General features: G+C 67.6%; 13 protein-coding genes. 2 read left to right on the top strand and 11 right to left on the bottom strand.

Going from position 1 to position 15,323, the window contains the following annotated elements; genetic code table 11:
* Positions 1-7: 7 nt before the first annotated feature.
* The 3 genes from atpE to AC04MD_RS06095 all read right to left on the bottom strand — a co-directional run bounded on the left by atpE (position 8) and on the right by AC04MD_RS06095 (position 1,567).
* Positions 8-307 (bottom strand): F0F1 ATP synthase subunit C, encoded by a 300-nt coding sequence (gene atpE / locus AC04MD_RS06105; protein ID WP_055939490.1) that lies wholly within the window; start codon positions 305-307, stop codon positions 8-10.
* A 66-nt stretch (positions 308-373) separates the two neighbouring features.
* On the bottom strand, positions 374-1,171 hold the full coding sequence (atpB, locus tag AC04MD_RS06100; RefSeq protein WP_475496412.1) for a F0F1 ATP synthase subunit A: 798 nt from the start codon (positions 1,169-1,171) through the stop codon (positions 374-376).
* 24 nt (positions 1,172-1,195) lie between these two features.
* Positions 1,196-1,567 carry a hypothetical protein gene (locus tag AC04MD_RS06095; protein ID WP_475496411.1) on the bottom strand — a complete coding sequence of 124 codons (372 nt, stop codon included), beginning with the start codon at positions 1,565-1,567 and terminating at the stop codon, positions 1,196-1,198.
* Positions 1,568-1,995: 428 nt separating this feature from the next.
* Between AC04MD_RS06095 and AC04MD_RS06090 the strand changes: the two genes are divergently transcribed.
* Together AC04MD_RS06090 and AC04MD_RS06085 are read left to right on the top strand one after the other, a co-directional pair.
* Complete coding sequence (locus AC04MD_RS06090; protein WP_475496410.1) at positions 1,996-2,937, top strand: hypothetical protein; 942 nt, start codon at positions 1,996-1,998, stop codon at positions 2,935-2,937.
* Positions 2,938-3,042: 105 nt separating this feature from the next.
* On the top strand, positions 3,043-3,246 hold the full coding sequence (locus AC04MD_RS06085) for a DUF2061 domain-containing protein (protein ID WP_436044867.1): 204 nt from the start codon (positions 3,043-3,045) through the stop codon (positions 3,244-3,246).
* 69 nt (positions 3,247-3,315) lie between these two features.
* Here the strand turns inward: AC04MD_RS06085 and lpdA are convergent, their stop codons facing one another.
* The 8 genes from lpdA to AC04MD_RS06045 form a co-directional block, all read right to left on the bottom strand.
* A complete protein-coding gene (gene lpdA, locus AC04MD_RS06080; protein ID WP_475496409.1) occupies positions 3,316-5,463 on the bottom strand; it encodes a dihydrolipoyl dehydrogenase in 2,148 nt (715 codons plus the stop codon).
* A 77-nt stretch (positions 5,464-5,540) separates the two neighbouring features.
* Positions 5,541-6,974, bottom strand: a complete 1,434-nt coding sequence (locus AC04MD_RS06075; protein WP_475496408.1) for a dihydrolipoyllysine-residue acetyltransferase — start codon at positions 6,972-6,974, stop codon at positions 5,541-5,543.
* 218 nt (positions 6,975-7,192) lie between these two features.
* Positions 7,193-7,711 carry a DNA-deoxyinosine glycosylase gene (locus AC04MD_RS06070; protein ID WP_475496407.1) on the bottom strand — a complete coding sequence of 173 codons (519 nt, stop codon included), beginning with the start codon at positions 7,709-7,711 and terminating at the stop codon, positions 7,193-7,195.
* Between the two features lie 3 nt (positions 7,712-7,714).
* Positions 7,715-8,170, bottom strand: coding sequence for a DMT family transporter (locus tag AC04MD_RS06065; RefSeq protein WP_475496406.1), 456 nt, complete (start codon positions 8,168-8,170; stop codon positions 7,715-7,717).
* Between the two features lie 45 nt (positions 8,171-8,215).
* Positions 8,216-9,289, bottom strand: coding sequence for an alpha/beta hydrolase (locus AC04MD_RS06060; RefSeq protein WP_475496405.1), 1,074 nt, complete (start codon positions 9,287-9,289; stop codon positions 8,216-8,218).
* Positions 9,290-9,303: 14 nt separating this feature from the next.
* Positions 9,304-11,346, bottom strand: a complete 2,043-nt coding sequence (locus AC04MD_RS06055; RefSeq protein ID WP_475496404.1) for a hypothetical protein — start codon at positions 11,344-11,346, stop codon at positions 9,304-9,306.
* The gene (locus AC04MD_RS06050) at positions 11,346-12,596 is read right to left on the bottom strand and encodes an MFS transporter (RefSeq protein WP_475496403.1); all 1,251 of its coding nucleotides are present in this window, start codon (positions 12,594-12,596) and stop codon (positions 11,346-11,348) included. Before AC04MD_RS06050 ends, AC04MD_RS06055 begins: the two co-directional genes overlap by 1 nt.
* Positions 12,597-12,747: 151 nt before the next feature.
* A complete protein-coding gene (locus tag AC04MD_RS06045; RefSeq protein ID WP_475496402.1) occupies positions 12,748-15,291 on the bottom strand; it encodes a TonB-dependent receptor in 2,544 nt (847 codons plus the stop codon).
* Positions 15,292-15,323: the final 32 nt, after the last annotated feature.

Here is a 15,323-nt window from a genome sequence, read left to right as displayed (position 1 = left end):
CGACGGATCAGCCCGCCAGCTTGGCCAGCTGCTCGGTGAAGATCGTGATGAACGGGCTGGCGAAGGCGAACAGCAGGCCGACGGCGACCGAGATGATGAACGCGGCGTCGATCAGGCCGGCGGTGATGAACATGCGCACCTGCAGGACCGGGATCAGTTCCGGCTGGCGGGCAGCCGATTCCAGGAACTTGCCGGCCATGATGGCCAGACCCAGACCCGCGCCCAGCGCGGCCAGGCCGATCATGATGCCGATGGCGAGGGCGGTCGAAGCCTGGACCTGGGCGAGGTTGGTGAGGATGCTTTCCATGGTGATCTCCGGAACTTAAGTGCTTGAAAGGTGGATGGTACGAAGCGAAACGGTGAAGCGGAAACGTTAGTGGCTGTCTTCCGACAGGCTCAGGTAGACGATCGACAGCATCATGAAGATGAAGGCCTGCAGCGGGATGACCAGCAGGTGGAACAACATCCAGCCGAGGCCGAACGCCGCGCCGCCGAGCATGCCGACGATGCCCGCGCCGCCCAACACCCAGATCAGCAGGAAGACGATCTCGCCGCCGAACATGTTGCCGAACAGTCGCATCGCCAGCGAGATGGGCTTGCTGACCCATTCGACGATGTTGAGGATCAGGTTGAACGGCATCATCCACTTGCCGAACGGCGCCGTCAGGAATTCGTGCGCGAAGCCGCCCAGGCCCTTCGAGCGGAAGGCGAAGACCAGCATCAGGAAGAACACGCTGATCGACATGCCGAGGGTGGCGTTGACGTCGGCGGTCGGGACCGGCTTCCAGTAGTGCACGCCCATCAGTTCGAGCGGCTTGGCGATGAAGTCTGCCGGGATCATCTTCAGCAGGTTCATCATCAGGATCCAGAAGAAGATGGTGATCGCGATGGGCGTCACCAGCTTGCTGGTCCCGTGGTAGGTGTCGCGGGCCTGCTTGTCGACGAACTCGAGCATGATCTCGACGAAGGCCTGCCACTTGCCCGGCACGCCGGCCGTGGCCTTGCGGGTCGCCAGCCAGAAGGCGAACACGATGAGCAGGCCCATCAGCACGGCGGTCACGAAGGTGTCGACGTTGATCGTCCAGAACGGACCGTCACCGCCCACCTGGGCCGTGAGGTTCTTCAGGTGGTGCTGGATGTAGCTGGTGGGAGTAAGAGCTTCGCCCGCCATGTGTCGGAAACCTTTCTAGTTGGGTTATCGCTGCTTGCCGGTCGCGACCAGCACCTGTGCCACCAATCCGGTGATCACGCCTGCCAGCAGTGGCAGCGGGGGCAACTTGTACAGCCCCGCGCCTATCACCAGCACACCGATCACCACGACCCACTTCACCACCATCCCCGCGACCAGCCTCAGCACCGCCGAGACGGCCCCGAGTACGCCGCCGCCGAAGGCCATCCAGGCCGCCAGCAGCGCGCCCGCCACGATCGCCAGCCCGCCGAGCGCCGCCGCGACCGCCTGGGGCACGCCCCGGAGCAGGAACAGCAGCGCGACCAGCAGTACCGCCCCCGTCTGCCAGACAGCGGCGCGCAACACCAGCCGCCGACCCGCAGCGACGGAATTCAGCACACGAAAGCCCTACGGAATTGGCGGGGTACGAGGCGGCAATGCGCCTCGCCGAGCCGCAAAAGTATAGCAGCGGGACAATTTCCGGGACAACCGCCAAAGGTCGAAAGGCGGCGCGCGGGCACGATCCGCCCGCAGCCCTTGTGCCCTCTGCGTGTAACCGTTTCCCTATTCAGAATTTTCCCGGAAATTTTCCGGAACTTTGCCGGAAACCGCCTGTCAGTCCCTGCAAGGCCTGCTGCTCAACTTCCTCGTCCGATGCTCCGCCACAGGCCTTCCACGAAGCCCCGGCTGCCCCCGGGGCTTCACTTTTCGGGGCATCGGGAAGGTGCGCGCCATGCATCTGCGCCACCGTCGTTCATCCAATTCACCGTATGACGACCGCCGGGCCGCGAGGGTGGAGCCCCCCCCCCTCGACGCATGGAACGCCCATGAACCGGCCTGCTTCCCGCCGCCTGCCCCGCCTTGCCGCCACCCTCGTCTGCCTGCCGCTGCCCTTCTTCACGGCCGCCGCCGCCGCGCAGGACGTCGCCGACGACGCCCGTTTCGAGATCCGCCTGTCCGCCTTCAACCCCGAAGCCAACATCCGCCTGGAAGGTACCGGCGTCGCCACCGACGGCGAGCAGTCCGAGGACCTCGCGGCGGCCGGTGGCATCGACTCCGACGGCCGCTGGCGCCCGCGCGGCGAGTTCGCCTTCAACATGACCCCGCGTCAGTCGCTGCGCCTGAACTACTACGACTACCGGCGCAACCAGTCCTGGAACTTCGACGGCGACTGGATCGACCCGGGCAATATCTTCGACGAGGTCGAGATTCCCGGCGAGCCGGTGGAAGTGCCGGCCGTGGACATCAACGGCCGCCTCAGTTTCGAGCTGGCCAGCCTCAATTACGAGTACGCGGTCGTCGACACGCCGCGGTTCCAGTGGGGCCTCGGCGCCGGCGTCACCCACGCCGTGCTGGAGGCCCGCGGCACCGGCACGAGTACGGGTACCGGCCAGGTCGACCCGCAGTGGGAGTCGTTCCGCTGGAAGAAGGACGGCACCTCACCGAACCTGCATACGCGGATCGGCTGGGCGCCGACCGAGCGACTGCGCGTGGAGGCCCAGGCCCAATACCTGGATACCCGCTGGGGCGACTTCGTCGACGAGCGCGGCCATTTCGAGCGCGGCGGTCTGATCGTCGAGTATCTGGTCACCGAACGTCTCGGCATTCACGTGGGCTATGACTGGTTCCGGTTGAAGCTCAGCAATGACTACACGGGATCGTTCGAAGCACCGGCCGAGTCGGGCGTCGGCACGGTCGAAGTGGCCGGCAAACTCACTGGCCAGTTCAAGGTTCATGGCCCGATGGCGGGCGTGACGTTCCGCTTCTGATCGGCCGACTCGATAGGCAAAGCTTATCGATCCAAGCGAAACGTTTCATTGGACGGCATGCAGGGGACGCCCATACTTGAGACCAGTTCTCATCTGGAGCCCGCCGTGAACAAGACCCTCAGCTTCGCCATCCTGCACTTCGCGGTGGCCTTCACCCTGGGCTACCTGTTCACCGGCAGCCTGCTGGTCGGCGGCATGCTCGCGCTGATCGAGCCGGCGACCAATACGGTCGTCTTCCACTTCCATGAAAAGGTGTGGAAGCGGATCGAGGCGCGCCGGGCCGCGAAGGCGATGCCGCTGCCCGCCTGACTCGGATCGCGTCCACGAAAAAGGCCACGCCGATGCGTGGCCTTTCCGTTTCCGCCGTCCCGCCGGCGCTTACTTCTTCTTCGGGATGTACAGGTCGGTGATCGTGCCTTCGTAGACCTCGGCCGCCATCGCCACCGATTCGCTGAGCGTCGGGTGCGGGTGGATGGTCGCGCCGATGTCGCCGGCCTCCGCGCCCATCTCGATCGCCAGCGCGAGTTCGCTAATCAGGTCGCCGGCGTGCACGCCGACGATGCCGGCGCCGATGATGCGGTGGGTGTGCTCGTCGAAGATCAGCTTGGTCGAACCTTCGCCACGGCCGATGCCGACCGCGCGCGCGGACGCGACCCACGGGAACTTGCCCACGCCGATCTTCAGGCCCTTGGCCTTGGCTTCGGTCTCGGTCACGCCGACCCAGGCGATCTCCGGATCGGTGTAGGCCACCGACGGGATCACGCGCGCGACCCACTCCTTCTTTTCGCCGGCCGCGACTTCAGCGGCCAGCTTGCCCTCGTGCGTGGCCTTGTGCGCCAGCATCGGCTGGCCGACCAGGTCGCCGATGGCGAAGATGTGCGGCACGTTGGTGCGCATCTGCGCGTCGACCGGAATGAAGCCGCGGTCGGTGACGGTCACGCCGGCCTTGTCGGCATCCAGCTTGCCGCCATTGGGCGAACGGCCCACGGCGACCAGCACGCGGTCGAACGTGCCCGATTCCAGCTCCGGCGTCTGGCCTTCGGTCGCGCTCTCGAAACCGACGGTGATGCCCTTTTTCGAGGCCTCGACCTTGGCGGCCTTGGTCTTCAGGTGAACGGCCACGCCCTGCTTCTTCAGGCGATCGGCCAGCGGCTTCACCAGGTCCTTGTCGGCGCCCGGCATCAGTTGGTCCATGAACTCGACCACGGTGACCTCCGCGCCCAGCGCGCGGTACACGGTCGCCATTTCCAGGCCGATGATGCCGCCACCGACCACGAGCAGCTTCTTCGGCACCTCGGCCAGCTGCAGCGCATCGGTGGAATCCATCACGCGCGGGTCGTCCCACGGGAAGTTGTGCAGCTTCACCGCCTGCGAACCGGCGGCGATGATGCACTGCTCGAAGCGCAGCAGCTGCGTCTTGCCGTCGCTGCCGACGATTTCCAGTTCGTTCGGCGAGACGAACTTCGCCACACCGGTCACCGTGCGCACCTTGCGCTGCTTGGCCATGCCGGCCAGGCCCTTGGTGAACTGGCCGACCACCTTGTCCTGCTTGAAGCCCCGCAGCTTGTCGAGGTCGATCTTCGGCTTGCCGAAGCTGATGCCGATGTCGTCGGAATGCGAGGCTTCCTCGATCAGCGCGGCCGCGTGCAGCAGCGCCTTCGACGGGATGCAGCCGACGTTGAGGCAGACGCCGCCGAGGGTTTCGTAGCGCTCGACCAGCACGGTGTCGAGGCCGAGGTCGGCGGCGCGGAACGCGGCGGTGTAGCCACCCGGACCCGAACCGATCACGACGATGCGGCACTCGATGTCGGCGGCCTTGCCGGTGCCCAGTGCCGGCTTCGGCGCGGAGGTCGTCGGCGCAGCGGGCGCGGCCGGTGACGGCGCCACCGGCGCGGCCTTGGCGGGCGCCGCGGCGGCGCCCTCGCCTTCCAGGATCGCGACCAAGCTGCCTTCGGCGAGCGAGTCGCCGAGCTTGACCTTGATCTCCTTCACCACGCCGGCGGCAGGCGACGGCACTTCCATCGTCGCCTTGTCCGATTCCAGCGTGACCAGTCCCTGGTCCTTCTTCACCGTGTCGCCGACGGCGACCAGGATCTCGATGACCGGCACGCCGTCGTAATCGCCGATATCGGGCACCTTGGCCTCGATCAGGCCACCACCGCCGGACGGCGCGGGCGCAGCGGCCGGCGCTGCGGGAGCCGGCGCGGCAGCGGCAGGTGCAGCCGCAGGCGTTGCGGGCGCCGAAGCGGCGGGTGCTGCCGGTGCGGGCGCAGCGGCCGCAGCGCCTTCCACTTCCAGCACGGCGACCACGCTGCCTTCCGACAGCGAATCGCCCAGCTTGACCTTGAGTTCCTTCACCACGCCGGCGGCCGACGAGGGTACTTCCAGCGTGGCCTTGTCCGATTCCAGCGTGACCAGGCCCTGGTCCTTCTTCACCGTGTCGCCGACGGCGACGAGGATCTCGATGACCGGCACATCGCTGTAATCGCCGATATCGGGGACTTTGACTTCGATCGTGTTCGCCATACCACTCTCTTTCGTAGGGTGGGCCTTGGCCCACCGTGGTGTGTTCGGATCGGCGGGCCAGCGCCCACCCGACAGACTTACAGCAGAACGCGGCGCATGTCGCCGAGCAGCTGGGCGAGATAGGCGGTGAAGCGCGCGGCGGCGGCGCCGTCGATCACGCGGTGGTCGTAGCTCAGCGACAGCGGCAGCATCAGGCGCGGCTGGAACTGCTTGCCGTCCCACACCGGTTGGATTGACGATTTGGACACGCCGAGGATCGCCACTTCCGGCGCATTGACAATCGGCGTGAACGCCACGCCGCCGATGCCGCCCAGCGAAGAGATCGAGAAGCAGCCGCCCGACATCTCGGCCGGACCCAGCTTGCCGTCGCGCGCCTTCTTCGCCAGCTCGCCGCTTTCCTGCGCGATTTCATTGACGCCTTTCTTGTCGACGTCGCGGATCACCGGCACGACCAGGCCGTTCGGCGTGTCCGCGGCGAAGCCGACGTGGAAATACTTCTTCAGCGTGAGGTTCTCGCCGCTGGCGTCGAGCGACGCATTGAAGTCGGGGAACTTCTTCAGCGCCGAGACGCTGGCCTTCATCAGGAAGGCGAGCATGGTCAGCTTGATGCCGGCCTTTTCGTTTTCCTTGTTCAGCGCCACGCGCAGCGCTTCCAGATCGGTGATGTCGGCGTGGTCGTGCTGGGTGACGTGCGGGATCATCGCCCAGTTGCGCGCCAGGTTGGCGCCGGAAATCTTCTTGATGCGCGACAGCGCGACGACCTCGGTCTCGCCGAACTTGCTGAAGTCGACCTTCGGCCACGGCAGCAGATTGAGTCCGCCACCGGCGGCGACCGGCGCACCTGCGGCGGCAGGCGCGGCCACACCACCGGCAAGCACGCCCTTGACGTACTTCTGCACGTCTTCCTTGCTGATGCGGCCAGCGCGCTCACTGCCGGTGACCTGGTTCAGGTCGACGCCCAGTTCGCGCGCGAACAGGCGCACGGCCGGACTGGCGTAGGCGACCTTCTCCGGCAGCACGCGGTCGGCATTGAATTCGACCGGCGGCGTGCGCGGGGGCGAGGCTTCCGGATCGATGCCCGGCTTGTCGTCCAGCACGCGCGAGGCGGCGGGGGCCGCGGCCGGCGCGGCGCGTTCCTGCGCGATCTCGCGCTGGGCGATCTTGTCCGGCGTCGGCGCCACGGCGACCGGCTCGACCTTGGCGCCGGTCTCGGCGGTAGCGGTCGGCGCGGGCGCGGGCGCGGCGGCGGGCTTGGCCTCGGCGGCGCCTTCGCTGCTCTCGATCAGCGCGACGACGGCGCCCTCGGCGATCTCGTCGCCCAGCTTGACCTTGATCTCCTTCACTACGCCGGCGAACGGCGAAGGCACTTCCATCGTCGCCTTGTCCGACTCGAGCGTGACCAGGCCCTGGTCCTTCTTCACCGTATCGCCCACCGCGACAAGGATCTCGATCACCGGTACGCCATCGTAGTCACCGATATCGGGGACTTTGGCTTCCTTGATGTCGGACATGGCATTACTCCGGTGGGGGCGTGAAGAGGGGAACCCCTATTGTGTCCGCAGCGGCGCGATGCGCCAACCATTCCTTAGGGTTAATTGATGTCCCCGACGGGACAATGCATGCCGATGCGGTCCGATCGACACGTTCCCGCCGCACCGCACGCGCAGTGGTATCCCTTTGGTCGGCGGACACGCCTCATGAAACACATCGACGATACGGCGCCGCATTGTCAGCGCGGCGACAGGAACGGCGCGATCACCGACCACGCCTCTCGTAGGGCAGCAACGTTCATCGCCGCATGCGCCGGGCTGGTGGACGGCAGCGCGAACAGCTCCAACGCGCGCGCCGGCGGCAAGTTCGGCTGCACGTGGCGGCGGAACGCATCGGCCGCCTTGCCGCCATTGAGGGCGATCGCCACGATGCTGCGGTGCGCCAGCAGCAGGTCGCCGACGGCATTGGCGACCTCGCTGCTCCGCACGATGGCAGTGTCGAGACTGCCGCGGCGCTCGCACTGGCCGATCACATCCCACAGGCCGACGCCGGCCTCGTGCAGGGCACGCAGCCGGTCTTCGTACGCGAGGTCGGCCGCGAACCCGCACAGCGATGCCATCACCGGCCAGAAGCGATTGCGCGGATGCGCGTAGTAGTGCGCGGCCTGCAACGAGGCATCGCCGGGCATCGAGCCCAGCACCAGCACGCGGCAATCCGCGCCCACGCTGGGCGGCAGTCCCGTCAGCAACACGCCCATGGATCAGGCGCCCGCAGACTGCCAGGGCTTCACCACCAGCAGCGCGCCCGCCACCACCATCAACAGGCCGACCACGCGCAGCGCGTCGACCGGCTGCCGCGCATGCAGCACGCCGAAGTGGTCCAGCACCACCGAACCCACCAGTTGCCCCGCCACCACCAGGCAGATCAGCGAGGCGGCGCCCAACCGCGGCACCAGCACGGTGGCCGAGGCGACGAACACCGCCCCGATCACGCCACCGGTCCACGCCCACCACGGCACTTTCGCCAGGGCGGCGGGCACGAACACCGGGCGCGTCAGCAGCCACCACGCCAGCAGTACCAGCGTGCCGACGGTGAACGACGCCAGCGACGCGAACACCGGGCCGAAGGTCTGCCGCCCCAGCGATGCGTTGATCAACGCCTGCAGCGGCAGCAGCATGCCGATGAAGAGGGCCAGGGCCACGCCGGTCGCATTCATGGGTCGCTCCTTGAAAGGAGCGCCACGATACGCCACCGCGCGTGATCAGCGTGGCGCGCGGCCCAGGTGGCGGTCGAAGAAGCGCGCGACCAGCGCATACGCCTCCTTCGATTCCGGCAGGTCCGGGAACACCAGGAACGCATGCCACAGACCATCGAACACGACGAGGTCGGCGTCGACGCCCGCGACCAGCAGGCGACGGTGCATGGTGGTCAGCGAACTGACCGAGAAGTCGCGGCTGCCCGCCATCAGCAGCGTGGGCGGGAAGCGCGCCAGCAAGGCGGCATCGTGGCCGGGAAAGGCGACCGGATCGTCCAGCCGCGCCGTGCGCAGGTAGGGCAACCGCTGCAGGTCGCCCTGCTTCATCGGCGCGGCACCGGTGGCGATCTGGCCCAGCGTCAACCCATCGCCGGAGAACGGCAGGCCGGTACCGCACAGCGTGGCGACCGCACCCGGTGCAGGCAGGCCCCGGGTGAGGATGCGCGCGACCGCCTGCGCCGCCAGCATGCCGCCGGCGGAACATCCGTACAGGCCGATGTCCTCGGCGCGGTGATCCTCCAGCAATGCGCGGTAGACGGCTTCGACATCGTCGACCGCCGCGGGATAGGGATGCTCCGGCGCCAGCCGGTAGTCGACGGTGACGACGGGCGTTCCCGACACCACCGCCACCGGCATCGCCTCGACCAGCGCACCGCTGCCGGCGCCCCACATGAAGCCGCCACCATGCAGGTTGACCAGGACGCGCCCGCCTTTCGTATCGCGATGGCCGGGCGGTGTCACCACCTGCACCGGCACGCCCCCCATCGTGGTGTCGCGCACGTCCGCAGCATAGGCGCGACGCACCTCGGCGAGGCGCGCATCGTTGTAGCGCTGGTAGAAGCGACGCTGCGCGGCGAGATCGCCCGGATCCGGCAGGTCGCCGGCACGCGCCTCCGTCTGCAGGGCGATGAAGCGTTCGCGCGCCGGCGCGCTGGCGAACTCGCTGAAGGGCAGCGGCGTGGCGGGCAACGCGAGCGTGGCCGCATCCGACGTGGACGCTTCGTCGCCGGCGCACGCGGGCGACGCCATCGCGACGATCAGCCACAGCCACCCTGCATGCACACCGCTTCGCCGCGTCATCGTCATGCCCTCGCTCACTCCGTGTCGGTCGGTGGCGCCAGCGCCAGGAACACCGTGCTCCACAGCTGCGCGGCGTTGGATTCGTCCTCGTGCGCGCCCTGCGCGCCGAACGGCTCGACGTGGTAGCGGCCATCGCGATACGCCCACGTCCACAGCTCGGACGTACGTACCGCATCGGCGCCGCGGATCGCGCGCCACAACGTGCGTTGCGCGTCGACGAGCCGCGTACGCGTGGCCGCGGGCAGGTCGGTGCGCGCGAGCTGCCGCTGCAGACCTGCCGCCAGCACCGCCTGCTGCCATGCCCACACGACGGTGCCGTGGTAAGCGCTGCTGCCCAGCCGCGGCCATACGTCACGATCCGCATAGGCCGGATTGGCCACCAGCAGACCGACGTCCGTCATCAGCCCGGCCGGGAACGGCCGCATCAGCGCCGCCACGTCGCGATCCAGCGACGCGGCATCCGGCATGCCGAACAGCAGGCGGAAGCCTTCGTCGGAATGCAGTACCGGAATCGGCGTACCCTGCGCATCCAATGCGATGGCCGGGAACGCAACGCCCTCGCTGCCCAGCGCGGCGATCGCGCCAGCATCGGGTACCTTCACCTCTGCCGCATAGGCGCGCACCTGCGAGGCCGCCTGCGCCTTCGGCAGACGTACGGTAAACAGCTTGCCAGCCTCGGTCTCCCAACGTGACGCCTGTGCCGACGCCGCGCGCAACTGTTCGCGCTCGGCCGGCGTGGTGTACGGATCCAACAGACCGCTATCCAGGAAGCCGCCGATCGCGCGCAGGGACGCCGGCATCCACACCGCATTGACGTCGTAGGGATAGCGTCCGCGCCCGATACCCTCGTTGCTGTCGCGCCACTGGCCGACCGGCTTGCCGGCCTTGAGCGCGACCAAGTGTTCGTAGGCGGGCGTCTTCGCGAAGGCGGCGCTCTGGCTGGCGACGAACAACAGGTTGCGCGCCAGCGCCGCGCCCTGGGCTTCGCCACCCTGCTTTGCCTGCAGGAAGGCCTCCGCCCGCGCACGTCCGCGCGCGTCGTCGAGCAGCCACGCGGCGGCGACCGGCGGCAGCATGTAGTCGTCGTCGATCATCACGTAATCGAAGATCGGCGTTGCGTCGGGCTTGCCCTGCTCCTTGCGGTGGCGCAGCACGGCGAACTCGCCGATGTCTTCCTCGTGCGCCACCTCGCCGCCCGGCGACAACCGCGCCAGCACCGCGCCCAGTCCCGCTTCCACCGCCGCCGGTTGCAGCACCGGCATCAGCAGGCGCACCGACATCAGGGTGTCGCGACCGAAGTAGGTATCGAAGCGCCACGAACCGGCCAGGAACTTCTCCTGGTAGCTCAGGAACTGCAGCGCCTGCCGGCTGCGTGCGTCCGCCGCGGCCTGGTCGTTGAGCAGCGCTTCGCCCGCGAACGGGGTCAGCGGCGTCTCGCCGGTGGCAGCGCGCACCTGCAGCTTCAACGGAACACCGGCGGCATCGGCGCGCAGCACCAGCTTCTCGCCTTCGCGGACGAAGCGGCCGTTCCCGGCGGCCAGCACGATGCGGTAACCGGGTGCGCCATCCAGCCGCGCGCGCTCCCACGTCACCTCGCGCGGCGTCACCACGGGCGTCGCCCGCGTCTCGGGCGGATAGCCCTGCCCCAGCTGGTAGTCGCGCAGCACGCGCACGCTGCCCAGCACCGCGTCGGTGATCACCAGGCGTTCCGCGTCCACCGTGGCCTGCGCGCGGATGCCATGCCACGCGCCCGACGGGGTCGACGCATCGGCGTCCACCCCGCTCAAGGTCCACTGCACCGGCCTGGCCATTTCCTCGAACCACACGCCGACGCCGCTGTTGCCCGCCGGAAACGCCACCAGCACGCGTGGCTTGGTGCCCGAGCTGAGCAGCAGGTGGGCCGCGACGGGACCCTGCTGGTAGAAGGCGTTCTCGATGTGTCCTTCGGTGATGCGGAATGCCAGCGGCTCCGCCTCGTTCGCCAGGGCCGGCATCAGCGGCGACGCCAGCAGCAACAACAGCGCGCAGCGCTGCAGGAGAGTCGAACGACGCGTCATCAAGATCCTCCCGCCGGCACGGCCGCGGTTTCGGTGGTACGGCGGCTGCGGTCGAGCAGCGCCAGGGAAAGCAGCAACAGCGCCATCGGCACCAGCAGCAGGTAGAACGCGCGCGTGCCGTCGAAATGCGCGAACAGCTGGCCGGTGATGAACGAGCCGGTGGTGCCGCCGAGGGCGGAGAACACCACGATCAGGCCGGTCATCGCCGCATGCCGCGCCTTCGGCAGCGCGCTCAGCACGACCGAATTGATGGTCGGATAGATCGGCGCCATCAGCAGGCCGATCAGGGGGAAGACATACGCCGCCGCCGGCGCGTTCCACCAGCTGTGCTCGGCCTGCGGCTGCACGTTGGCGGCCAGCGGCAACGCCAGCAGCACCAGCACCGCCATCGCGACAACGCAGCTGCCCAGCACCGGGAACCAGGGCAGGCGGCGCAGCAGGACGCCGCCACCGAGCCGACCCAGCGCCAGCGAACCGGCGAAGATGCCGGCCGCCTGCACGCTGAGCGCGGTGGGCAGGTGCAGGATTTCGCGGTTGAACGTCGGCAGCCAGGTGTTGATGGCCTGTTCCATCAGCACGTACAGGAACGCCGAGACCAGGAACACGACCACCAGCGGCCGGCTGAGCAGGCGCAGCATGTCGGCGAACGACTCGCCGACCGCATGGCCGTCGCGCGCGGCGGTCTCGTCCATCTCGGCCGTGGCCAGCAAGGCGATGACCGCCAGGCACAGGCCGGCGATCACCCAGTACACGTTGAGCCAGACCGGATCGCCCGGCGCATCCGGATTGATGAAGGCGGCGAACAGCCAGGCGCTGCCGAGGATGCCCACCATGAACCAGCCTTCGACCGTGCTGGTCAGGCCGGCATGCGCCTTGGCGTCGTCGGTCAGCAGGCCGATGCTGGAATACACCGACACCTTCACCAGCGCGAAGCACACGCCCACGGTGGCGAACAGCAGCTTGGTCGCCCAGAACGCCTTCAGCAGCGGCATGCCGGCGCAGGCGACCGCGACCAGCAGCAGGCCCAGCATCATCGCGCGCCGGTAGCCAAGGCGCGGCAGCGTGGACGCCACCAGGAACGACGCGACCGCGATGGGCAGGTCCTTGAACGCTTCCAGGGTCGAGGCCGCCGTCTTGCTGACTCCGAAGCCCTGCATCGCCTGCAGGATCACCGCCCCCACCGAGTTCAGCAGCATCGCGAAGATCATGTAGGTCAGGATCAACGCCAGCACCATGCGGCTTCGCTTCATCTATCGCCTCCGGCGCATCCACGGGACGCGCGCATCACTGTGTCACCGCGGGCGCGGCAACGGAACCTCCACGGCGGACCACGCCGCCGATGCGGCGTGGCCACCCCTGGGACGCCTCCCGGGAGAGGAGGGAGGCGTCCCCCTGCCGCACTTACCAGCTGTACTTGGCCTGCAGGTTGACCTCGCGGCCTTCCAGCGGACGCGCCAGCAGCACGCCGCCGGCGGTGGTCGCCGCACCGAAGATGCGCGAATTGCTCTCGGTCAGGCCCAGCTCGTTGGTCATGTTGGTGCCGCGCAGGTTGAACTGCCAGTTCTCGCCCACGTTCGCCGTCACGCCGAAGTCCAGCGTCTGGTACGAGCCCAGCTGCTGCAGGCCCGACTGGTCCTGGGTGTGGTCGCCGACATAGGTGTAGGTGATGTACGGCGTTACGTCGCCCCAGCTGGCGTCGAAACGGTAGCTCGGCGTGAACATCGCGCGGAACTTCGGCTGGCGCTGCAGCTGCTGGCCTTCGATGCGCGCGCAATCTTCTTCACCACCGATCGTGATGTAGGGCACGCAAGCGTTGAAGTCGGTGTACTCGCCGTCCAGGTAGTTGGCCACCAGTTGCAAGCGCAGATGGTCGGTCGGCGTCAGCGCACCGATGAAGTTTACGCCCACCGATTCAGAGCCATAGACGAACGGCGGCAGCTGGTTGCCGTTTTCGTCTTCCAACGGGGTACCCGCGCCATCGGTCGCGGTGTACTGCAAGCCGCTGAACACGCGACGATACGCGCTGATGTCCGCGTACAGCAGTGGCGACTGGTACTTGAAGCCCACTTCGTAGTTGCGGATCTTCTGCATCGGCGGGTAATTGTCGTTGGTCGTCCCGCGGATGCCGTTGTCGAAGTCGAGGAAGTGGCCGCCGGTGTTGACGCGACCGTAGGCCGACATGTGTTCGGTGAACGAATAGTTGGCGCCGGCGGTGAACGCGGGATGGCTCTTCTTGTACGTATTGCGTGCGAACGTGCCGTTGCAGACTTCCACGTTGTTGTCGTACAGCGTGTTCGGATTGCCATCCAGGCCGCCAGGGCCGGACGAGGAGCGGTTGCAGACATTGCTGGTCGCGTCCTGGTTCTCCAGGCGACCGGACAGGTCGAACAACCACTGGCCGATGCGCCACGAATCCGAGAGGTACAGCGCCAGGTTGGTGGCGCTGCCGTTCTGCGCGATGTGGTAGCCGCCGAAGTCGGCGAAGCCCTGGCTGTCGGTACGCTGGTAGGTCTGTCCGCCATTGACGTAGCTGACGGTGATCGGCGTGGCGTTGGGCTCGTTGGTCATCAGCATCTGGTTGCCGAGGGACCACTTGTCGCTCATCGAGTAATGGTTGACGTACAGGCCGACGGTCAGGGTATTGCCTTCGAACAGGTCCTTGCTCAGGCGGAAGTCGTTGTTGAACGCCTTCAGTTCCTTGTGGATATGCCACCAGCCCTGCTGGATCACGCTCTGCGTCAGCGGCACCGCGCCGCCACCGACGTAGTTCGCCGTCGCCGAGCCCACCGGGATACGGTCCGCGATGTTGTCGCGGTTCGAGAAGCCACCGGGCGTGGCCGGGTTGTAGAGCATGTCCTGCAGCGTCGCCGGATTGTTGCCCGAGAACAGCGCGTTGGTGTCCATGTCGCCCTGGGTGAACAGGAACTTGTTGCTGATCGACCAGCCGCCATCGAAGGACATGTCGAAATTGCCGCCCGCGAACAGAACATCCGCACCACGGCCATCGGCCAGGTCCGCATTGACCGGGCCGCCCGGATAGTTGGGCAGGCGCACGTGCCGGATGGCCTGGCTGTAGTACGTGTCCTTCAGCGGATCGAAGCCCGGATACGCGCTGAAGTCGTCCTTGCCGCGCTGGATCAGCGGGACCGGCGTGATGAACTGGTTCTTGTCGTTGAGGTAGCGCGCGTACAGCGTCAGTCGGCCGTTGTCGAAATCGCGCGACAGCGTACCGGTCAGCTGGCCGCCCTTGTCGGCCTTGAAGCCCGGATCGCGCACGCCGTCGGACTCGCGCCAGAAGCCGCCGATGCTGCCGTACCAGTTCTCGGAGACCTTGAAGCCGGAGAAGCCGTCTACACGCCACAGGCCTTCGCTGCCGTAGGTCAGGCCGACGCTGCCGGAGGGCTCGTCGGTGCCGGTCTTGAGGAAGAAGTTGGCGCTGGCGCCCATCTGGCCGTCGGCGAACACCACCGAGGGACCGCCCTGCAGGATTTCGACGGATTCGATCGTGTCGTCCAGGCGGAACATGGACGTGGTCTCGAAGAACGACAGCGTGGGCATGCCGTAGATCGGCGAGCCCATCAGCAGCGTGGAGAAGTACGGCGCATCGCCGCCGCCGGGGAAGCCGGCGATCTCGATGTTGGCGCCGGTCTGGCCGCCGGTGGATTCCGGCCACATGCCGGGCGAGATCTTCAGCAGGTCGGCGGTGCTCTTCGGGTTCGCCTGTTTGATCTGCTCGGCGTTGGCAGTGACGATGTTGAAGCTGGCCTCCAGCTTGCGCACGCCGCCGGAGGCGGAGCCGGACACCACGACGGCGTCCAGTGTGGTGGCGTCGCTCGATGTCGCGGCGGGCGCTGCGTCCTGCGCCAGGACGGCGGCAGGTGTCAGCGCTGCGGCGATGGCGGCGGACAGGGCATAACGGATCAGGTGCGGCTTGCGGTACTGCATGGTCTCTCCCTCCAGGTACAGCGTGTGGTGAT

Source organism: Pseudoxanthomonas sp. LjRoot206, from assembly GCF_056175725.1.
Note: the sequence above shows the minus strand (reverse complement) of the source record. Positions and strands in the feature narration are given on the sequence as shown.